Origin of the sequence: Wolbachia endosymbiont of Oryzaephilus surinamensis, assembly GCF_025617515.1 — a bacterium.
In the GTDB taxonomy this organism is placed as follows: Bacteria; Pseudomonadota; Alphaproteobacteria; order Rickettsiales; family Anaplasmataceae; genus Wolbachia.
On the sequence record NZ_CP092526.1, the window covers coordinates 136,335 to 157,548 of the forward strand.

Below are 21,214 nucleotides of genomic sequence, written 5' to 3' on the forward strand. Positions count from 1 at the left end.
TTTCTATTATAGCTCAAAGGCTCCAGATATAATAGCCAGACTCTGGAACCTTTAAATTAAAGTGCCCTACAAGTTTCTTTACTATTTTCACGTACTTTGTCTGCCCATGAAAACAATTTTTCACTTACTTCCTTCTGCTTTTCACTCCATATGCCACATCTAGTGAAACTACCTCTTTCTACCGCTTCTTTAAGTTTCACTCCTCCAAAGAGACAGTTTTTTCCTATTTCTTCGCCTCTTTTTTGTAACTCAGCCCACATTTCCTTATTTTCTACTCTCACTTGCACCTGATCTGCCTCTTGGTACAATATAATATTTAGCTTACCAATGCTTGTAGGAAATTCTAACATGATAGAGCTGCCATCTGAAATATCGGTATAGTTTCTTATACCTCCCTTCTCACTTTTAACTTCAACTGCATCATTACCAATTTTTAAGATATTACTTCCTAACTTTCTCGGTATTTTGGCTACCTCTACCTTACTATTCCCAGAAAATTCTATATAGTTATCTAAGTGGGAAAAGTCGCCTCTCCCCACTCGACTTCAGAACCGTACGTGAGACTTTCGCCTCATACGGCTCCTCTATAATTTGGTGCTTGTCATGCACACTTTCTATGTAATTCATCGTGACAATGTCCATGTAACAAGGATAAATTCTTTTTCATATTATTACGTCTGTTTCGGTCAATATGATGTGTTTCTAAGATATCATCATTTTTAAACCAAAGTTGACAATGACCACATTTACCTTGTTGTAACTTCAACAATTTTATTACTCTTGGTAGTTTATCTGGTATCTTCCTTAAACGATTACCCCAATAAACCCAATCGCCATCATATGGAGACTTGGTTCCTTTCACTTTGACATGCCTTTTAATAGCATGATCTCCGTGCTTAATAAGAAGAACTTTGTTATTTGTCATAAATCGCCAATTATCGTTTTTATACTTTTTAAAGTATTTATTTTTAATCCAGTATTTTCCTTTGGTTGGGTGCCTGTAGACTGCCCACTTCCAGATGTTTCTAAACATTACACTGTCAATAAACCTAAAGGTCTTGTTTGACACAACCGAAGAATAATATTTGCTCCACCCTCTAGTAATTGGGTTAAGCTGTCTTATTACTGTTTCTTGTGTTGATCCTCTTAATCCTCTAATCTTATGTTTTATAGTGAGTGTATGCTGTTTTCTGGATTCACGACTTGGTTTGACTAATAATTTATAACCCCTCTTATTATTTTTCGTAGAGTAATGCCTTATTGAGAAACCAAGAAAATTAAATCCTGGCTTTTCTCCATTTTGAGTATGAGAAATCTTTGTTTTTGAAGGTTTCAATTCTAGTCCAATGGTTTTGAGCCATTCTTCAACTATCATTTTTGCCTTCAGAATGATTTCCTTACTCTCATGTATGATGATAAAGTCATCTGCGTAGAAAATTACACTTAATGAGCTTTTTGCTTCTCTACTGCTTGCAACACCACATTTCATCTTCCTATATTGAAGAAGTTCACTCCATAACGTTTCTTTGATATATTGTTCTAATCCATTTAATGCAACACAAGCAAGTAACGGTGAGATCGTCCCTCCTTGAATTGTACCACGTTTTGTGGATTCAAATTTTCTGTTTTCCATTACTCCAGCTCTTAACCATCCTTTTATAATTCTTCTAAAGGTTGGTGTAGTGTTAAGTTTTTCCAACAGAGCATTTTGATTAATATTATCAAAACATCCAGAAATATCAGCATCTAAACAGTACGCTGTTTTCCAATTCAGTGAATTAAATATGGCTTCAATAGCATCATGACATGACCTACCAGGTCTAAAACCATACATGTTCGGTTCAAATCCTACCTCCCACTCTGGCTCTAGTGCCATTTTCATAAGTGTTTCTTTTGCCCTATCTGAGATAGTAAGTATACCAAGAGGGCGATATTCTATTGGTTTTCCAGGTTTTGGAATCCAAACACGTTTTGATGGTTTCGCTTTTTCTCTAACATTTAAAGAATATGCTAATTGCAATCTTTCTTTATGATTAAGATTTGCTTTTCCATCAATACCTGCAGTTTTCTTCCCTCTGTTATCTTGAGTTACTTTTCTGACAGCAAGTAGTTTTGCACTTATTGAATTGAGTAATAATCTTTGAAGTTTATGTACCTTCTTCTTATCATTACATATTGCAGCTTGGTAAATTCGCTTTTGTAGCTTAAATACAAATTTCTCAACTTTACGCCAAGGAATTGTATTCCATTCATACCTAACAAATTGTTGGTCTATAACATATTTACTACTATTCACAACTTTACCCTCCAAATTATAGTGTCCACGTCTGCATATCCCAAATATTACTTTGGGCATTAGCTTCTTGGACAATCCCTCCAATGTAAGTGCTTATGGCTGGCTGCCTACTTACATTCAAATGAATATAAGAGCACCTATATGGTTATCCCGTTTCACGATTTTGTTTCGTGTTAGACTTAGGTTCTTACTTTTTACCGGAAGCTGAGAACATCTATAATCAAAGACATCTAACTTTAATTCCTCGTATGCTTCATACCATTTTGGTCTATGCGTAAAACAACCTTAATTTCGCATATTCAATATAACGACAATTCAATCATAAGTTTCTCTTGTAACCATATCTAACTCTGTTTGCAGGAGTTTGCTATAAGGTTTAGCATTACCTGCTTTTATCTCATGCTTGCATCCTAAAGGTTGCCATTCTTTAAAATGTGAGACATACATTATCCCTGATGTCTAGGGAAGATGGAATCTAACCATCACAAAATCGCAACTTCGGGTCGCACAGATCCATGATTATCTGGACACTTTAGGTTACTCTGGTAGCGAAGAAGATTATGAGGAGTGCGAAAAAGAACTTGATAAAGTTATAAACGAAGCACTGAAACAAGGAATAATGTTCACTTTTCCATATAAATCTGATATGTCCTTGATAGATCGTATAGCTGACACATTCCCAAAGCTATATTTATCTGCTGACACTACTCGAATTTATGAGTTTTTACACAAGAAAAAAATATTTCAGATAATATCAGAAGGTGCATCTTTAAACAGATTTAGCGATGAAGAGCATGGAGATGTAGTAAACGTAATTTGTTCAGATAAAGATACCTTAGGTCAGCGAAAAGCAAACCTTTCAAAGCTGAAGGAGTTAGCACTTGAAAGTATTATAAGTAAAAATGAGCAAATTGATAAACATGACTTTGAACTAGAAATAGATAATGGATATTTTTGTATAGATTACCCACAAAATAGTACTATTGAAGTTGCAAAGATATTCAATAATCAAAAAGCTAAAGATTTAAATCTAAACATTGGTGTACTTCAAGTTGGAAAAAGTATAATTAGAGTTGAAAATATAGGAGGAAGTAGAAATTACACAGACGTATCAGGAGATAGCATTAGAATGTCTTTTACTACCGAAGTAGGAGAAATCAGTATTCATCTATGTCCTAGTGAGAAAGATAGTAATAAAATAGAGGTGAGGCTTGTCGATGAAGTAAGATTTAACAAGTTAGAGAATAAATCAAGTTTAGGGCAGAGTTGTCTGTTAGGGGGAAAAAGTGTTTTGACAGCTATAGAAAATGGATATTTCGAAAGAAATAGTAGTGTTTTTAAAGAGTCAGGTAAGACTATTAAACAGTCAGAGTGTACAATGGAAAATCCATCTAGCTTTCTAGAGGGGGTGAATAAAAATCAATTACTCAGAGTAAATGCAAGAGCTTATGGTCGGGGATTATGATAGTTGCTGTACATTGTAGATATAAAAATAAGGGGGATGAAGATGCGTTTTAATTTAGAGCCGGGAGGTGCTTTTTGTAATGGTAAAAATAAGCTTGTAACTGTTAAAATAAATGATGAAGAAAAGATTAATTTATCTGTAATAGTTTAGACTTAATCGGGAATGTTCAAAAAAGTGTGTCAAGCCGCATTTTTAGTTCAACTCAATTTTCAATCTGTTGGGAAAGAAGATGTCAAGTTGAGACATAGTTAAAGCCCAATTAGGGAGAGCCATAATCCACTTTTGCTCCACTTTTTTTATAGCACAATATACCAACTTATACAAGGCATTTGTACTGGTAAATGAGCCCTTGGTTTTAATGAATTTCCTGATTCATCTATGCAACCCCTCAATTGGATTGGTGGTATAAATTAGCCTTCTAACAGGGCCAGAATACTTAAAATAACCAGACAAATTTTCCCAATTGTTTTGCCACGATTTTATGACCAAAGGATATTTTTCACCCCATTTTTCTTCCAGCTCAAGCAAATAATTTTCAGCGATTTCTTTACTTGAAGCACGATATATTTTTTTCAAATCATTCATGAAAATTTTCACATCTTTGCTGGATACATATTTCAATGAATTTCTTATCTGATGCACTATACATATTTGTACTTCTGCTTTGGGAAATACACTATTTATAGCCGCAGGAAAACTTTTTAGACCATCAACACATGCAATCAGAATATCCTCTACCCCTCTCTCTTTTAGGTCATTTAACACTCCTAACCAGAACTTCACTTTCGGCTAAATAAAAGCCTAGTACTTCTTTTCTGCCATTTTGATCTATGCCTAATATATTATACATGCATTTACTTACGCAATGCCCGTCCTCCTTGACTTTGAAAAACATGCCATCCATGAATACTATTGGATATACAGATTGCAGTGGACGACTGCGCCATTCATTGATTAACGGCAGTAATTTGTCGGTAATACTTGATATCTCTGCTGCAGATATTTTGTGGTCATACATCTCCTCTACATGCGATGCTATGTCCCTATACCCTTACTATTACCCACAAATGTAAATGGACTTATAAATAAAGGATTAGAATATTAAAGTTTGTGAATATTGAGGGTATAAAAATGGCAAACAAGGGTAATGAATGGGCTAGAAATGAATTGGGGGATGCTGCACTTGGAGATAAAAGACTGACAGATCGATTAGTAAATATTGCTGATAGTTTAATAAGTTTACCTGAAAGTTCAATCAATCAAGCATGTGGAAGTTGGTCAGAAGCAAAAGCAGCTTATCGTTTTTTTCAAAATGAGAATGTAAAAGGAAGTGATATCTTAACATCGCATATTGCAAAAACTGTTGAAAGAACAAAAACTCATAAAAGGATTCTTGTGATTCAGGATACAAGTTGCATTTCATATATGGGACATGAAAAAATAAGAGGATTGGCAGTTGTTTCAAAAAAACAAAGTAAAGGTATTATGATGCACACAGCTTTTGCGATTAGTACAGAAGGCTTGACATTAGGAATACTAGACCAAAAGCTTTACTCGAGACCATCTATATCTAAAGAAGACCAAGAGCTAGAAAAAAGAAGACGTTGTAGAAACGTTAGTATTGAAGATAAAGAAAGCATAAAGTGGCTAGAAAGTTTAAAGAAAACAAATGAAATTATAGATTCAACTCAAACAGAAACTATAACGGTATGTGATAGAGAAGCAGATATTTATGATTTTTTTGAGCTTGCTTACCGTCTTAATTCAGCGGTTTTGATAAGAGCTTGTAGAAACCGAAACGTAAATAAAACATCTAGGTATTCTCGAGAAGAAAAATTATGGCAATTTATAGAAAGGGTTCCTTGTACTGGAAAAGTAGAAGTTGAAATTCCGGCTAGAGATAACAAGCCAAAAAGGATAGCATCTTTAGAAGTTATAGCACTTCTCATAATAGTCCAAAAAAGGTAAGATATGGATTTATAGTAGTGATGGTAAGCATGCCAGCAGCATATAGTTATGACTTAAGGAAAAAGGTAATGGAAGCATTGGATGAAGGAGAGAGTGGAGAAACTGTTGCCAAGAGATTTAAGATTGGAGAAACAACTTTATATGAGTGGAAGAAAAGACGTGAGAAAACGGGAGATTTTCAATCAAAAAAGCTTGGAAGCGTGGCATAAAATTACCGACTGGAATGCATTTGCCGAATTTGCAAATGAGCAAGGTGGCAAAACTCAGTCAGAGATGCTGGGGCAATATTAGTAGACAAACAGTTCATCGAGCACTTAAAAATATAGGATTCACAAGAAAAAAAAGACCTACGGATATAAAGAAAGAAATGAAGAAAAGCGAGCTCAATTTTCAAAGGTTATAGCAACAAAAGAACCTAAAGAATTAGTGTATATAGATGAGTCTGGCATTGATAACACTGAACCTATGGGTATTGCCAGAAAGGACAGCGGTTTTATGCCCTAAAATCTGGAAAGAAAACTCAACGAATTAGCATGGTTGCAGCCTTAAGTGGAAGAAAAATAATTGCTCCGTTAACCTTTAAAGGCCACTGCAATATGGATATCTTTAATAAATGGTTTGAGCAGTTTCTGACACCGATTTTGGAACCTGGACAAACTGTTATCCTTGATAATGCTACTTTTCATAAGTCTAATAAGATTTGCTAAAGGAGTTGGTGCAGAAATTTTATATCTTCCTCCATATTCTCCAGATTTCAACAAAATTGAGCATTATTGGTTTGCTATAAAAAACAGAGCCAGGAAAAACATTCCTCTATTCGAATCCTTTCGTCGTGCTGTTGATTCTGCCTTCCTATGACCTGTTCGGACTATTATGAGAAATGTTATAACCCCAGCATTAACATGAGTATAAGTGTTGGTAGTGTGTCCAACAGCGAAGCAAGGGTCTCATCAAAATGTAAAGAAGTCTATGAACAAATAGAGGAAGAAATGAAAGCAAGCGAAATTTTGCATATTGATGAAATCAGTCACTACAACAAAGGCAAGTTGGGATGGTGCTGGATGTTTGCCAACAATAACGCAAGTCTTATGAAGTTAGCAGATACAAGAGGAATGAGGTTTTTAAAGAATAGTGCATTTTGTGATTACAAAAATCGTGTAATTACCGACAGATATGCAGTTTACAACTACTTCAGTGATGAAAAACGACAAATTTGTTGGGCTCACTTGTTGAGAAATTTCGAGAGGTTATCTCATAGCTGGAATAGTGAAGTAATGAGACTTGGCAATTGTTTAAAAGATGCAGCTAATGGATTATTTGCATTAAAAAATGCTTTGTCAGAAAATGAAATTAGTATTTCAAAGTTCACTAAGCAATCTAAAGAGTTGCGAAGATTTATGCAGTACTGCATGATAAAAATATCTTATATACTTGAAGCAAAAGGAGCTTCACGAACGGTAAAGGGTATTATAAAATCCGAGCCAATGATGTGGACATTTTTGGATGACCCAAAGAATATTCCATTAACGAATAATCATGTTGAACGACAAATACGGCGTTATGTTGTCTATCGTAAGAATTCATATTTTGCACAGTCAGAGCGAGGGAATAGATTCCTTGAGCGGATAATTTCTCTGTATCTCACTTGGAGACAAAAAAAAGTTAAATCCATTTCAAAACCTTTTATCTATTGTCTCTTAAGCCGCACCTCTGAACGGATACCCGTAATTGGGTTTTAAAGCGATTCTAGTGTGCCGTAGAGACACAAAGACTGTTCAGAAAAGAACAAGCTGAGTGCAAAAGCTACGCAACAGATGAGGGTGGGCCCCTTGAAGCCGGTTTACAAGAGCAGGCTTCAAACAACATACTGTAATTGCGATTGAATGATGGAGAGACATACTCCATTATTTTAGCACGAAGTAACAAGTTCAATGAATCTGTTCTTCAAAAATAATTTAAACCTTTACAGTAGGAGTAGTCTTATGAAATATTATAGCGGATTAGATGTGTCATTCAAAGAAACTTTTGTAAGTATCGTTGATGAGAAAGGAAAAATTGTTAAAGAAGAAGTTGTTGCAAGTGAGAGCAGTGCAATAGCTGAGTTTCTGCTTAGTCAAAGCAGAGAATACGAATCCATAGGAATAGAAAGTGGGCAATTGTCAATATCGATGTGCAAAGAGTTAAGGAGCTTTGAATTACCAGTAATTTGTGTAGATGCGAGGCATATGGCAGCAGCATTGTCTGCGAGAATCAATAAAAACGATAAAAATGATGCAAGGGGTATAGCACAAATGATGAGAGCTGGGCTGTATAAAGAGGTATTAGTAAAATCAGATGAGTCTTGTCAAGTTAAGGTAACGCTCGGAAGTAGAAGGCAGTTAATGTATTGCAGAGAGCAAATTATGGGAACAATAAGAGGGCTATTGAAGATATACGGAATAAAGCTTGGCAAGAAGTCAAAGATTGTAATCTTTTCTTTAAAAGTGCAAGAAGCAATAAAAGATCTAGATAAAGTCAGTAAGGATTCAATTGAAGCATTAGTTTGTAGTTTGGAAATAATAGAAGAATCAATAAAAAAGCTTGATAAAATATTATCAGAGAAAGGCAAGAAAGACGAAGATTGCAAATTATTAACTACTGTACCAGGAGTTGGTATTATAGTAGCAATGACGTATAAGGCTACAATTGATAATCCACATAGGTTTGAAACATCTGATACAGTCGGAGCCTATATGGGATTGACGCCAAGACAGTACGCTTCTGGAGAAGTTAATCGTCATGGTAGCATATCAAAGATGGGACCGGTAGAATGTAGAAATATGTTGTATGAAGCTGCGCATACAATACTGACAGTTAGCAAGAAAAAATTCAAATTAAAAAGCTGGGGAATAAAGCTTGCAAAAAAGAAGGGTGTAAAGAAAGCAGTAGTTGCATTAGCAAGAAAACTAGCTGTAATTATGCATAGAATGTTGGTTGATAAAACAGAATTTTATTATCAATAAACACTAAAGGAGTATAGGACAATAATTTTATTGAAAGTAAAGATAGTAATGCCGATGGAAGGGATAAGCAAGAGCTATGGTTGAAGCGTAGACTTCGTAAACAACATGTTGCCATCCACTTCCGCCCTAACAAGTATAGTGCGGCTTGGCTAAAATTAAACTAGCCATATCAGACCGCGGAGAGAACCATGGAAGCATGCTATTTTTAATTTATATCAAGGATTATGGAGGAAATATGCTATTTTGATCTATGTGAAAATTATTGTTGACTTGTACGCAATTAGAGAACCATAAGCTGCTTTGGTAAAGAGCCAAGGTAGTGAGCGTTATGGAAAAGGCACAATTATGTGTCATGTGTGAAATAGAGAGATGAACGAAAGTGAACCACTGAACACGTGTCGAAACTTAATGCGATGATGTCAAAACCAGGTGCGTAGAATTCACTTGGGATAAACCTATCGGGAGCTTGTTTACTGGGTAGGTGGCGTCCGGCATAGAGGTGGCATGAATCTATTTCAGGCTATTGTGTGGAACTGCGGGAACCTGTCGTTTCGATGATAAGGGAGAAATCCAAAGAGCTGATCTCTGAGGGTGAGAGTACCGATGCGAAAAACAGGGACGGATCAGCTCGTAGTAGTGAAGAAGTTTCTGTAATGGAAATGGAGCGAAGGGGCTGAGTTATTTAGTTTTAATTATTTATCAACCGAAAGGGAGGAGTTAATGAATAAAACAAAGTCTTTTGATATACCAAAGCAACTTATTTGGAAAGCTTATAAACAAGTATCGAAAAATAAAGGAGCGGCAGGTGTAGATGGGGTCTCGATAACAAAGTTTGAGGAAAATCTAAAAGATAATCTATACAAATTATGGAATCGGATGTCATCCGGAAGTTATTTTCCAGAGCCAGTAAAAGCTGTTGTAATACCAAAAGCTACAGGAGGAGAGAGAATATTAGGCATCCCTTCAGTAACAGATAGGATAGCACAAACAGCTGCCACAATGTATCTTGAGCCGTTGGTAGACCAGAAGTTTCATGAAGATTCGTATGGCTATAGACCAAACAAATCTGCACTGGACGCGGTAAGTACGACTTGCAAGAGATGCTGGAAGAATGATTGGACGGTAGATCTGGATATATCTGGATTTTTCGACAATTTGGATCACGAGTTAGCATTGGAAGCAATCAAGAAGCATACAGACTGCAAATGGGTCATACTGTACGTTGAACGGTGGATGAAAGTCCCTATTCAGCAAGCAGATGGTAGTAAGGTAGTTAGGGATAAAGGAGTTCCGCAAGGAGGTTCGATAAGCCCTATAATTTCGAACATATTTATGCATCATGTATTTGATATGTGGATGAGACAAAACTATCCAACCATGCCATTTGAGAGGTATGTAGACGACGCGATAGTACACTGCAAAACTCAGAAGCAGGCGGAATTTATCAAGGTAATGATCGGAAAAAGATTGGCTGAGTATAAGCTAAAACTACATCCTGAGAAGACACAAATAGTGTACTGTAAGGACCACTACAGGAAGGGCGAATTTCCCAAACAAAGCTTTGATTTTCTAGGCTACACTTTTAGACCTAGGTTAGCAAAGAACAAAGTTAAGGGTTATAGAGTCTTATTTATGCCTGCAATTAGCAACAAAGCCAAGAAAAAGATCCACCAAGCTATAAAATCATGGAAAATACACAGGCAAACATCTACAACCATGGAGGAGATATCAAAGAAAGTAAATCCCATAGTCAGAGGCTGGTTTCAGTATTATGGCAGGTTTTATAAATCAGAGATGCATCCAACTCTCAGAAATATAGAGAGATACCTAATAAAGTGGGCTAGGAAAAAATATAAGAAACTTCGAGCTCATGGAAGACTAGCGAGCCAATTTCTAGGAAAGGTGAGAAAAAGGTCTCCAAATATTTTCTACCACTGGGAACTAGGACAAGGATCAAAAGGCTAAATAATGGGAGCTGTGTGAGCTGAGAAGTTCATGCACAGTTCTGCGAGAGACTGGTGGGGAAGTTCCGCCGGTCTACTCTCCCAACCTCAGGGTACAATTATACCACCAAGACCTAAGTTACTCACGTAGGGTAGCTTAAAACTCGATTATGAGGCATTTCTAAATTATTTCTTGCTTTAAAGTTTTACTTATTATAAAAAAAAACCTATTGTACCCTATCACGCTTTTTATTCGTTGTAAAACATTTTTTTCAAAAAAGTGAAAAGTTTTTGTAATTTAGGTGAAACAAGAGCTGGTTTTGGAGGTCTTATTGAGATATAACGACTTTTATCTAAAATTCTTAAGTTGAGTCTTTAGGTAATCTCTATAAATAATTTGTAGATGAAGCTAAAGGAAAAAAGTTTTGCCATAAACATAAGCTACAAAACCCTCTCAATAATTCAAGATGGAGACAAAGATCTAAATTTATTTATTTACGTCTCTAATTTTATCTCGTATAATGGAGACAAAGATTTATATTTTGTGTTTTATGTCTCCATCATTTATTGGTAGGCAAACTGAGTTAAAACAACTACTGGAGCTTACAGAAAAAAATACTGCATCTTTTGTAGTAGTCAAAGGAAGGCGTCGTATAGGAAAAAGTCGTTTAATTCAAGAGTTTGGTAAATACTTCGAGCAATATTACTCCTTTATAGGTTTGCCACCAGAAAAGCATACTACAATGTCCTACCAACTTAATGAATTTTCTAGACAAGTTGCTAGACAATTTAATACATCTTTTGCTAGGTATGATGACTGGAGCGATTTACTATGGGCAGTTGGTGAACGTCTACTATCAGGAAAAACATTATTGCTGTTTGATGAAATTTCTTGGATGGGCTCAAAAGATCCAACCTTTTTAGGCAAAATAAAAAATTTTTGGGATACGCAGCTAAAAAATAATAACAAGTTAATTTTCGTTGTTTGTGGATCAGCTTCATCCTGGATCGAGAAAAATATACTTAGCAGCACTGGTTTCGTAGGGAGAATATCGTTAACTTTAACACTCGGAGAATTATCACTTTCTGATTGCAATGAATTTTGGCCGAAAAATATTTCAGCATATGAAAAATTTAAGGTGCTTGCAGTAACTGGCGGAATTCCAAAGTATTTAGAGGAGGTAAATTTTAAACATAGCGCTGAAGAAAATATTAAAAGGCTTTGTTTTACAAAAGGTGGGTTTTTAGTTGAAGAATTTAATCAAATCAACTATGTTTTTTTTTAATTTTTCATTTGTATAATTTTGCAACTTTACCCAACCATATAGATAATAAAAACCCGTTTGTCATAGAAACAGAATTCTATATCAAACAGCTACTGCAACAATTTTCGTTTAAGCTATGTGAACAAGCACTTTAAGTTTATGTGGATGCACAATATTCATTTCAATTACTGCTATGTAAATTTTTAAACATTCAAATTAATTGCCTCTTTAAGCCTTGCATTAGCAATTACTATAATTTTACGCATTAGAGCTGTTATAGCTACCATCTTCTTCTTACCACTTTCAACAAGCTTAGAATAAAAGGTGCCAAGTGCAGATTTGGACCTTGCAGCAGACATGGCAGATGTAAAGAGCTTTGAACGAACATTACTTCTACCTCCTATAATCCTTCGGTAACCAACAGTTTTACCACTTTCCCTAGGATGAGGTGCAACTCCGGCAAGACTTGCTACTTCTTTTCTACTTAAGTAACCAAGCTCTGGCATTAAACACAGAAAATCTTGTGATAACTTTTTACCTATTCCAGAAACTGTTTTAAGGATTTTTTGACGTTGTTGTAGTTCATGGCTTCCATCAATAATTTTTTGTATAGTATCATTGAGTTCGTTTATTTGACTATCGAAAAATTCAATGGTCTTCTGACAACTTTTCTTTATATGATCATTTTCAGGAGCTTCCAGTCTACACTTTTCCTGAGCTCTCATTTGCGTAATGTCATCACGACGTTGACAAAGTGCAACCAGGGTTAATTGTTCTTTTGATGTAGGTACAAATAGAGAGAGAGTTCTATGGCGTTCAAATCCATATTGAGCAAGAGCCCTCGCATCTGATTTATCAGACTTTGCTACAGTTCCGTGAGACAAGATAAAGCTTTTTACTTTACGAGTATTAGCTCGATGTACTGCAATATTCTTGTCAATAAGAAAATGTGACAAACCAAGCTCATATTTTCCTGTGTTTTCCAAAGTTACTAAAGAATTAGGTAGAATATCTGAAAACTTTTGAAATAATTGTTGCCAACCATCAGAATCATTGTCAAATTTGACAGCGTTCTTCTGTTTGTGAATTGCAACGACATTTTTAAATTTTCCGATGTCAATGCCAATAAAATTTTGATAAGATGTAACCATAATAAACCTCGATAGTTTTAGTTAATTTAAGATTGTAAACGGGTGCATATATATGTCCCAAGCAACTATTCAAACGTATCGAGAGATGGGCTAGTGTACCTTGATTTAAACGGTTGTAGTACCAATATTCTTCCGGTCGCACACGCCCATGATAGTCCTATTCCTATAGTGAGTAGGGCTATCTTTCCCTCTTATCCTCTTTTATATCACATTTTCAACTTACAATATTCTCAGATTTATTCATGCGAAAAACGGCTTTTTATAAGCAAATAGTCAGAGCTCTTTCTACTGGAGCTAAAGAACAAGAAGAAATTTGTGCTACTTTAAATATCGTAAGACATGGACGCATTTCTGAGTATCTACATGAGCTTGAGCTTGCTGGTTTTATTGCAAAAGATCATACTTGGAGTATAAAAACTGGTACTGATTCACGACTCAGGAGATACAGACTTCAAGATAATTATTTAAGGTTTTATTTAAAATATATTGAAAAAGATCTAGGGAAAATTAATCGTGACACCTATTCTATAGGGTTCTTACCAGAGTGGTATACAATTATTGGGCTTCAATTTGAAAATTTGGTGCTAAATAATAGAAAGAGTATACACAACATCTTAGGAATTGATGGAATAATAAGCGAGAATCCATTTTTTCAGAAGAAAACGCGTAATAGTGCAGGCTGTCAAATTGATTATATGATTCAAACAAAGTTTAACACTCTCTACATTTGCGAAATCAAATTTTCAAAAGATAAAATTGGTCATTCAATAATACAAGAGGTACAAAAGAAAATAGATGCACTAAATCGTCCAAAAGGCTTTTCATGTCGTCCAGTTCTTATCCACGTTAATGATGTAAGTGATGATGTTATGGATAGTGGTTACTTTTCACACATAATTGATTTTGGAAAGTTATTGAATTGTAAGTAATATTTTTTCTGACTTAAAAATAGTGTCTTTTTAGTTTTTATGTTTATTCTTAACTTATAGAGGTTGCTTATGACTGATACTTTAACTTTAAAAGAAGGAGATATTGAAACTACTGCTTTTGATAATAGCAATTTTACTAGAGTATTACACGATGGAGAATGGTGGTATGTAATAACAGAAGTAATAGCTTTTCTGACAGGTAGTAAGAACCCATCTGACTATCTAAAAAAGATAAAAAGCAGAGATATAGGGCTTTCTGAAGGATGGGGACAATTTGTCACCCCCCTTGAAATTAAAACAAAAGGTGGTAAACAGAATGTTAATTGTACAAATGTTGAGGGGTTGTTTCGTATTTTGCAGTCTATTCCTTCCAAAAGAGTTGAACAATTTAAACGTTGGCTTGCAAAAGTCGGATATGAGAGGCTACAAGAATATGAAAACCCTGAACTTGCACTCAAACGAATCTATGCCGATTATGCTGCAAAAGGGTACCCTCAGGAATGGATACAAAAGAGAATAGAATCGATAGCTGTCAGAAATCAACTAACAAAAGAATGGGGTAATAGAAATATATCTGACCACAATAACAAGTATATTGAAGGTAGGGAATACGCAATATTGACAGACGTAATTTCTGAGGGAACATTTGGAGTAAAAACAAAGCATCATAAGGAAATAAAAGGCTTGAGGAAACAACCACTAAGAGACCATATGACACCAATTGAATTAATTTTCAATATGCTAGGAGAACAGGCTACAATTGATGAAATAAAAGATAAAGATGCACAGGGCTATAATAAAAATTTAGAAGCGGCAAAGGAAGGAGGTAAGAACGCAGGCACAGCAAGAGAGGCATTTGAAAAAGCTAGAGGTGTGAAAGTCGTTTCTTCAGATAACTTTTTAAAGAGGATTAAAGATTAAAGTTCTCACTATAAGAAATCTCTGAATTTTATGGTTTAAAATGTTTTAGAAGGTTATTATAGCGTTATCTCTGATTTAGATAGTTTGTTTTGTATGCTTTTACCAAAAACTCATGTAATTTCTGAGCTGCATTAAAATTATTTTAACTTTTTTTGAGAAAATTCCGGAAAAAGTAGTAAGAAATCCGGTATATATATATTATAGAAGGGCATTGATGCAGTTTGTGGATGCGCTTCAAATACAAAAACTTTAAGTGTCAATCCGAAACTCGGCAAACAAACATTGAGTAGATTTGTATTTTTTTAGATAAGGTAAAAACTTCGTTTTAAAGCTAGATGTGATTTTATAGATAACAATAGCAATTCACCAAAGAACACACGTAGTACCCTCTAAAACTTAATTAAACGGCATTCTCGGTAATCTTACCATTATAGAACAAACCTCCCTTTAAGTCTAACACGATTTTTATCCTTTGCAAAAAAAAAGTGAACAGTTTTCGTAATTTTGGTGAATATATATAACAAGAAAACAACTTTCTGCAGTAGCACATGATTCTCGTTGTTGGCCTACAAAAACCTATGAATTTCTAGTGTATTTTGCAGAAACCAGACGATATTTTGGAGTAAGTGCTACTTGTAATTTTAATAATAGCAAATGTCAACCCTAACACTAGATCTAGGCAAACAAACAGGATGGTCTATTCTTCACAACGGAGTAATTCAAAGTGGAAGTGAGAGTTTTCATACTAGTCGGTTTAGTGGTGGTGGAATGCACTTCTTAAATTTTCGTAGCTGGCTAAATGAAATGAAGGAAAAATTTCCAAGTATTGAAACAGTTTATTTTGAGGAAGTTAGAAGACACTTAGGAACTGATGCTGCTCATTGCTACGGAGGTTTCTTGGCACATTTGTCTGCTTGGTGTGAAGAGAATCATATTCCCTATCAGAGCGTTCCTGTTAAGACTATAAAACGCTTTATCACAGGCAAAGGCAATGCAAGTAAGAGTGAAGTTATTGAAGCGATACGTGAAAAAAGTTTTTCACCTAGAGATGATAATCAAGCAGATGCTTTGGCATTAATGTTTTACGTTATGAATATTAGTAAAGATTTTAACATATCAAAAAGCCCATAGAAAGTGGGTCCTTTCGGCCATAATGGCGGGTTTGGTGGGTTCGACCCCAGGCCTTCTTTAGCGTCAGAGATATTTTGAATATTAACTTTTTAATTATTGAGATATGAATTTAGCAATCCACTATTATCCTACTCAAGATCTCATCGAATATGAGCGTAATCCACGTAAAAATGATGACGTAGTAAATAGAATGTGTGCTTCAATACGGGAATTTGGCTTTCGTATTCCAATAGTTGCAAAAAGCGATGGTACTGTTGTAGATGGCCATTTACGCCTTAAAGCAGCAAGAAAACTTGGTATGGAGAGTATTCCAGTAGTCCTCAGTGATAATTTAAATGAACCACAAACCAAAGCTTTTCGGTTACTGGCCAATCAATCAGCTAATTGGGCAAAGTGGGATGATGATCTTTTGAGAGTGGAAATTCAAGAGTTAGAAGATTTGCAGTTTGACCTTAAAATGACTGGATTTGAATTGGAAAAAGTTCAACATTTCCTTGATGATTTAGATGGTGAAAAAGAAGATTTTTCTGACTTGGTTGGTGATGAAAAAAGGGTAGAAATAACAAAACCAGGGGATTTATGGATTTTAGGTGATCATAGAATCTATTGTGGTGATAGCTCTGTAGTTGAATCATATAAAGCGCTGTTAGATGATAAAATGGCAGACATTACTGTGTGTGATCCTCCGTACAACGTTGATTATGGTAGCAGTCAAGATAAAAAAATATTAAACGATAATCAAGGTGAAAAGTATGAGCTTTTTCTCTATGACATCTGTTCCCATATTTTGGCATATACGAAAGGTGCAATTTACATCTGCATATCATCATCAGAGTTTTCAACTTTGCAAAAAGTATTTGAGGAAGCAGGAGGAAAATGGTCGACATTCATCATTTGGGCAAAGAATCATTTTACACTAGGAAGATCTGATTATCAGAGACAATACGAAGCAATGCTCTATGGGTGGAAGAATGGCAATAAACGTGAGTGGCATGGAGGTAGAAATCAAAGCGATCTGTGGTTTTATGATAAGCCAACGCACAATACACTACACCCAACGATGAAGCCAGTAGAGCTAATGGAGAAAGCAATAGTTAATAGCAGTAGACCTGGAGATATCGTACTTGATCCATTTAGCGGCTCTGGAAGTACACTGATTGCATGTGAGAGAACAGGAAGAATTTGCAGAACAATAGAACTAGATTCAAAATTTGTAGATGTAACCATAAAACGTTGGCAAATATATACCGGAAGAGATGCCCTTTTAGCCAGTACTGGTAAAACTTTTGCAGAAATTCAAGAAGAAAATTCGTAAAAAGGAGCAAAAAGAGTGGAAAAAATCACACAAATAGAATGGGCAAGAGAGATAGGAGTATCAAAGCAATATGTCTGTTATTTAGTAAAAAAAGGAATAGTTAAGTTGGAGGATGGTTTGATCGACCGAGAACAAGCAAATGAAGCAGTAGCGGCAATAAGAGATCCAAGTCAGCCACTGAGGAGGAAAAATCTAGAAAACGAAAATACAAGTAATCTTTCCACAATGTTGCTTAAAACGCGAATAAAAAATGAGATGGAACGTGGTAAATTGCTTGAGGCAAAAGCTAAGGCTGAAATAGGAGAACTTGTAGCAGTAGAGGAAGTAAAGCGCGATGCATTTAATGTAGCAAGAGTTGTCCGTAATAATTTGCTTAATATTCCAAATAGAGTTTCAGCACTGCTTGCATCACTAAGTGACACTGAAAAAATTCACGAGACGCTAACTGAAGAGATTACAAACTCACTTGAAGAATTATCTAACGCTAAATTTAAAATATAAAAAGATTTTGAATACAAAATGGCTGATAACTTAAGTTTAGAGTTAATAAAGTGTTTAATCAATCAACCTGGATTAGATGTTAATGTCAGAGGGTTAAACGGAAAAACTCCACTGCATTGCGCTATAGAGTTTGATGAATTAAGCATGGTAGATCTGTTACTCACGAAAAAGAACATTAATCCTTTTGTAGAAGATAATGAAGGTAAAACATCTCTTGATTACGCCAAAGAAGGGAAAAAAGCAGAAATATTGAAAGCGTTAATTAGTAACAAATACGGGTTAGAACAAGATAGTTTACTTCATTTAGCTGCAATGATAGGTGAAGTTAATGCAGTTAGGTATTTGATAGGAAAAGGTATTGACGTTAATGTACGAAATACTTTGCATCATACTCCATTACATCTAGCAGCAGGAATAGGACATGCAGAAGTTGTAAAGATTTTGATAAGAGAAGGAAAAGCTGAAATAGATGTCTTTGATGCACGAAATCAGACACCAATGCACTATGCAGTTAATAATAAAAAGTTGGAGATAGTAAAGTTACTGCTGAAGCTTGGAGCAGATGTGAATAGTGCACGCATGGGACAAAACTCAATGAAATTGTCACCTGTGCATATAGCTGTAAGTAATACTAATTACGATGAAAGAGATTTGTGTTTGGATATCCTCAAATGCTTAATAAGGGAGCCTAATGCTCAAGTCAATTTGCAAGACTACGAAAATAAAACACCACTACACTATGCTGAAAGACTTAAAACAATAGAAGTTTTACTAACGCGAGAAGATATAGACCCTCTGGTAAAAGACGATAGCGGTAAAACACCATTTGATTACGCTAAACCTGAGATAAAGAAGGCTTTGATAAGTAATAAATACGGTTCTGAAAAGAATAGTCTGCTCCATTTAGCTGCACAAAGAGGAGAAATTGAGCTTGTAGAGTCTATTTTAAAAGAAGAAATTGATATTGATATTTCAAACAATAAAGGTCTATCACCGATTTACCTTGCTGCAGAAAAAGGACATTTACATGTAGTAAAATTACTACTGAAAAAAGGAGCAAACTATACACCTGTTCTGCACTCAGCAATCAAGTCAAATAATTTAGAATTGCTAAAAACTTTATTTAAAGAAAAGAGTATCAAATTACCAGATGAGATAGGCAAGTCTGTACCAGTTTATTATAGATGTATAGAATATAGAGATGCAAAAGTAAGAAAATACAATAATGTGATCTGTATTTTTACCTCAGTAAGTGCAGTAGCAATATCGGTATATATAGGGTTAACAGCAACAACAATAAGTAGTGCAATCATTTTTGCAACAATAACAGGGATATTTGCTCTTGCTGTAGCAATAATTGTAAGTGAAATGAGCAAAAGATATATAGAAAAGGAATTTCAGAAAAAGATGTTTATGGAGATGGAGGAGTGTAGTTCTATTGTTAATGATGTCGAGATAGAACCAGTTATGAGTAGATGCAGACAATGATATACGCCACATCATTTTCTGAAGGTTTAAAACCAGATCCAGAGCTTAAAGTATCAGAGTGGGCAAATGAGTATCGAGTTCTAGCACCAACTGCAGCATCAGAGCCAGGGAAATGGAGAACAGAAAGAACTCCTTCTTCACCTGCAGAAAAAGTAGTATTCATGAAAGGAGCGCAGATTGGGGGAACAGAAGCTGGTAACAATTGGATAGGCTATATCATCGATCAAACACCAGGTCCAATGCTAGTAGTACAGCCAACAGTTGAAATGGGAAAGCGTTGGTCAAAAGGAAGATTTGCACCACTGATTGAAAGCACACCATGTTTAAAAAGTAAAGTAAAAGACCCAAGATCAAGAGATTCAGGGAATACTGTACAAAGTAAGGAATTTCCAGGTGGAATAGTAGTAATAACCGGAGCAAATAGCAGTGTAGGCCTCCGATCTATGCCAGTAAAATATCTCTTTCTTGATGAAATAGATGCCTATCCAGGAGATTCGGGAGGTGAAGGAGATCCAGTTTTACTCAGCATAGCCCGTACTAATACATTTGCACGGCGAAAGATTTTTTTAGTATCAACGCCAACGATTCATGGAATAAGCAGAATTGAGAAGGAATTTGAAGCTACAGACAAGAGATATTTTTTTGTACCATGTCCGCATTGTAATTATTACCAAATTTTAAAGTGGTCACAAATAAAATGGGAAGATAAAAATCCAAATACAGCACACTATATGTGTATAGAATGTGGTGAAAAGATAGAAAATCATCAAAAGACAGAGATGCTAGACCGTGGAGAATGGAGAGCTACAGGGGCAAAAGAAGGGGAGAAAAAAGGATTTCATCTTTCAAGTCTTTATAGTCCAGTAGGCTGGTATAGTTGGCAACAAGCAGTAGAGGACTTTCTCCATGCAAAGGAAAGCGAACAATTACTGAAGGTTTGGATAAATACTACGCTTGGAGAAACCTGGGTAGATAAAGGAGAAGTACCAGATTGGAAGCAATTATTTAACAGGAGAGAATTTTTTCCCGTAGGCACAGTACCAAAAGGTGAAGTGGTTCTCACAGCAGGAGTAGATGTCCAAAAAGATCGGTTAGAAGTAGAAGTTGTAGCATGGGGAAAAAGCCGTGAAAGTTGGTCAATAGACTACCGAGTATTTGAAGGAGATACAGGAGGAGGAGAAGTATGGGGAAAGCTTTCGGAGCTCCTCAATCATCATTTTATTGGTGAAAATGGTCTTGAATATATGATAAGTATGATGGCGGTTGATGCAGGGTATGCAACGCAGGAAGTGTATAATTGGGTAAGGAGTCATCAAGGCTCTGGAAGAGTAATGGCAGTAAAAGGTGTAAATAAAGCACTAGTGCCACTTAGCAGCCCAAGTAGAGTAGATATAACAGTTGGTGGTCAAAAGCTGAAAAGAGGAATAAAGCTCTGGCCAGTGGGAGTATCGATATTAAAGTCAGAGCTTTTTCAATTACTTAATATTTTGAAAGAAGAAGAGGGAAAAGCTCTACCTGGATATTGTCATTTTCCCGAGTATGCACCTGAATATTTTAAACAGCTAACGGCAGAGCAATTAGTCAGCAAGGTAGTAAAAGGATACACCAAACAAGAGTGGCAAAAGGTAAGAGAAAGAAATGAAGTGCTAGATTGCCGAATTTATGCGAGAGCAGCATCTATTGCGCTTGGAATCGATCGTTGGCCAGAGAGTAAATGGAATAGTTTGAGTGGAAAAATGGAAAGCAAAAAGCCTAAAAAAGTAAGGCAAAGCCAATGGTTGAATGAGAAGTGAAATGTATAACGAAGAATATTGTAAGTTGAAAATGTGATATAAAAGA

The 21,214-nt window shown here is 35.5% G+C and carries 15 protein-coding genes and 5 pseudogenes; 15 read left to right on the plus strand and 5 right to left on the minus strand.

The genetic code is table 11. The annotated features are described in order from the left end of the window. Positions 1-56 precede the first annotated feature (56 nt). The 3 genes and pseudogenes from MJ631_RS00565 to MJ631_RS00575 all read right to left on the minus strand — a co-directional run. Positions 57-509, minus strand: a pseudogene (locus tag MJ631_RS00565) (hypothetical protein); the annotation flags it as partial. A gap of 92 nt (positions 510-601) precedes the next feature. Then, positions 602-2,356 (minus strand): reverse transcriptase domain-containing protein, encoded by a 1,755-nt coding sequence (locus tag MJ631_RS00570; protein WP_214303292.1) that lies wholly within the window; start codon positions 2,354-2,356, stop codon positions 602-604. A gap of 255 nt (positions 2,357-2,611) precedes the next feature. Beyond that, a complete protein-coding gene (locus tag MJ631_RS00575) occupies positions 2,612-2,743 on the minus strand; it encodes a hypothetical protein (RefSeq protein WP_255521118.1) in 132 nt (43 codons plus the stop codon). Positions 2,744-2,915: 172 nt separating this feature from the next. On the opposite strand from MJ631_RS00575, the gene MJ631_RS00580 reads away from it, so the two are divergent. After that, positions 2,916-3,761 (plus strand): hypothetical protein, encoded by an 846-nt coding sequence (locus tag MJ631_RS00580; RefSeq protein WP_262986402.1) that lies wholly within the window; start codon positions 2,916-2,918, stop codon positions 3,759-3,761. 192 nt (positions 3,762-3,953) lie between these two features. Here MJ631_RS00580 and MJ631_RS00585 read toward each other — a convergent pair. Next, positions 3,954-4,812, minus strand: a pseudogene (locus tag MJ631_RS00585) (IS256 family transposase); the annotation flags it as partial. Between the two features lie 80 nt (positions 4,813-4,892). Here MJ631_RS00585 and MJ631_RS00590 point away from each other — a divergent pair. From MJ631_RS00590 to MJ631_RS00620, 7 genes and pseudogenes are all read left to right on the plus strand, one after another. Then, positions 4,893-5,696 (plus strand): annotated as a pseudogene (locus MJ631_RS00590) (IS4 family transposase); the annotation flags it as partial. A gap of 62 nt (positions 5,697-5,758) precedes the next feature. Beyond that, positions 5,759-6,587, plus strand: a pseudogene (locus MJ631_RS00595) (IS630 family transposase). A 41-nt stretch (positions 6,588-6,628) separates the two neighbouring features. Beyond that, positions 6,629-7,430: pseudogene (gene tnpC / locus MJ631_RS00600) on the plus strand (IS66 family transposase); the annotation flags it as partial. Between the two features lie 281 nt (positions 7,431-7,711). After that, on the plus strand, positions 7,712-8,731 hold the full coding sequence (locus MJ631_RS00605) for an IS110 family RNA-guided transposase (protein WP_262986354.1): 1,020 nt from the start codon (positions 7,712-7,714) through the stop codon (positions 8,729-8,731). A 554-nt stretch (positions 8,732-9,285) separates the two neighbouring features. Beyond that, positions 9,286-9,408 (plus strand): hypothetical protein, encoded by a 123-nt coding sequence (locus MJ631_RS00610; RefSeq protein WP_262986403.1) that lies wholly within the window; start codon positions 9,286-9,288, stop codon positions 9,406-9,408. Between the two features lie 43 nt (positions 9,409-9,451). Then, entirely contained in the window at positions 9,452-10,696 is a 1,245-nt protein-coding gene (gene ltrA / locus MJ631_RS00615) for a group II intron reverse transcriptase/maturase (RefSeq protein WP_214303348.1), read from the plus strand. Between the two features lie 529 nt (positions 10,697-11,225). After that, on the plus strand, positions 11,226-11,960 hold the full coding sequence (locus tag MJ631_RS00620) for an AAA family ATPase (protein ID WP_262986404.1): 735 nt from the start codon (positions 11,226-11,228) through the stop codon (positions 11,958-11,960). Positions 11,961-12,142: 182 nt separating this feature from the next. Here the strand turns inward: MJ631_RS00620 and MJ631_RS00625 are convergent, their stop codons facing one another. Next, complete coding sequence (locus tag MJ631_RS00625) at positions 12,143-13,090, minus strand: IS110 family RNA-guided transposase (RefSeq protein WP_262986230.1); 948 nt, start codon at positions 13,088-13,090, stop codon at positions 12,143-12,145. Positions 13,091-13,332: 242 nt separating this feature from the next. Here MJ631_RS00625 and MJ631_RS00630 point away from each other — a divergent pair, with 242 nt between their 5' ends. From MJ631_RS00630 to MJ631_RS00660, 7 genes are all read left to right on the plus strand, one after another. Beyond that, on the plus strand, positions 13,333-14,019 hold the full coding sequence (locus tag MJ631_RS00630) for an ATP-binding protein (protein WP_262986405.1): 687 nt from the start codon (positions 13,333-13,335) through the stop codon (positions 14,017-14,019). Positions 14,020-14,088: 69 nt separating this feature from the next. Next, on the plus strand, positions 14,089-14,940 hold the full coding sequence (locus tag MJ631_RS00635) for a BRO-N domain-containing protein (protein WP_007302946.1): 852 nt from the start codon (positions 14,089-14,091) through the stop codon (positions 14,938-14,940). 654 nt (positions 14,941-15,594) lie between these two features. Then, positions 15,595-16,071 carry a RuvC family protein gene (locus tag MJ631_RS00640; protein WP_262986406.1) on the plus strand — a complete coding sequence of 159 codons (477 nt, stop codon included), beginning with the start codon at positions 15,595-15,597 and terminating at the stop codon, positions 16,069-16,071. Between the two features lie 103 nt (positions 16,072-16,174). After that, positions 16,175-17,386, plus strand: a complete 1,212-nt coding sequence (locus MJ631_RS00645) for a DNA modification methylase (protein WP_262986407.1) — start codon at positions 16,175-16,177, stop codon at positions 17,384-17,386. 15 nt (positions 17,387-17,401) lie between these two features. Beyond that, positions 17,402-17,887 (plus strand): hypothetical protein, encoded by a 486-nt coding sequence (locus MJ631_RS00650; protein WP_262986408.1) that lies wholly within the window; start codon positions 17,402-17,404, stop codon positions 17,885-17,887. An 18-nt stretch (positions 17,888-17,905) separates the two neighbouring features. Then, complete coding sequence (locus tag MJ631_RS00655; RefSeq protein WP_262986409.1) at positions 17,906-19,375, plus strand: ankyrin repeat domain-containing protein; 1,470 nt, start codon at positions 17,906-17,908, stop codon at positions 19,373-19,375. Continuing rightward, positions 19,372-21,168 carry a phage terminase large subunit family protein gene (locus MJ631_RS00660; RefSeq protein WP_262986410.1) on the plus strand — a complete coding sequence of 599 codons (1,797 nt, stop codon included), beginning with the start codon at positions 19,372-19,374 and terminating at the stop codon, positions 21,166-21,168. The genes MJ631_RS00655 and MJ631_RS00660 overlap by 4 nt, the downstream gene beginning before the upstream one ends. The last annotated feature ends 46 nt before the right edge of the window (positions 21,169-21,214 follow it).

Coding starts and splice junctions, on each gene's coding strand:
- MJ631_RS00570 (WP_214303292.1), bottom strand. CDS start 2,356: ATGCCCAAAGTAATATTTGGGATATGCAGACGTGGACACTATAATTTG.
- MJ631_RS00575 (WP_255521118.1), bottom strand. CDS start 2,743: ATGTATGTCTCACATTTTAAAGAATGGCAACCTTTAGGATGCAAGCAT.
- MJ631_RS00580 (WP_262986402.1), top strand. CDS start 2,916: ATGTTCACTTTTCCATATAAATCTGATATGTCCTTGATAGATCGTATA.
- MJ631_RS00605 (WP_262986354.1), top strand. CDS start 7,712: ATGAAATATTATAGCGGATTAGATGTGTCATTCAAAGAAACTTTTGTA.
- MJ631_RS00610 (WP_262986403.1), top strand. CDS start 9,286: ATGATAAGGGAGAAATCCAAAGAGCTGATCTCTGAGGGTGAGAGTACC.
- ltrA (WP_214303348.1), top strand. CDS start 9,452: ATGAATAAAACAAAGTCTTTTGATATACCAAAGCAACTTATTTGGAAA.
- MJ631_RS00620 (WP_262986404.1), top strand. CDS start 11,226: ATGTCTCCATCATTTATTGGTAGGCAAACTGAGTTAAAACAACTACTG.
- MJ631_RS00625 (WP_262986230.1), bottom strand. CDS start 13,090: ATGGTTACATCTTATCAAAATTTTATTGGCATTGACATCGGAAAATTT.
- MJ631_RS00630 (WP_262986405.1), top strand. CDS start 13,333: ATGCGAAAAACGGCTTTTTATAAGCAAATAGTCAGAGCTCTTTCTACT.
- MJ631_RS00635 (WP_007302946.1), top strand. CDS start 14,089: ATGACTGATACTTTAACTTTAAAAGAAGGAGATATTGAAACTACTGCT.
- MJ631_RS00640 (WP_262986406.1), top strand. CDS start 15,595: ATGTCAACCCTAACACTAGATCTAGGCAAACAAACAGGATGGTCTATT.
- MJ631_RS00645 (WP_262986407.1), top strand. CDS start 16,175: ATGAATTTAGCAATCCACTATTATCCTACTCAAGATCTCATCGAATAT.
- MJ631_RS00655 (WP_262986409.1), top strand. CDS start 17,906: ATGGCTGATAACTTAAGTTTAGAGTTAATAAAGTGTTTAATCAATCAA.
- MJ631_RS00660 (WP_262986410.1), top strand. CDS start 19,372: ATGATATACGCCACATCATTTTCTGAAGGTTTAAAACCAGATCCAGAG.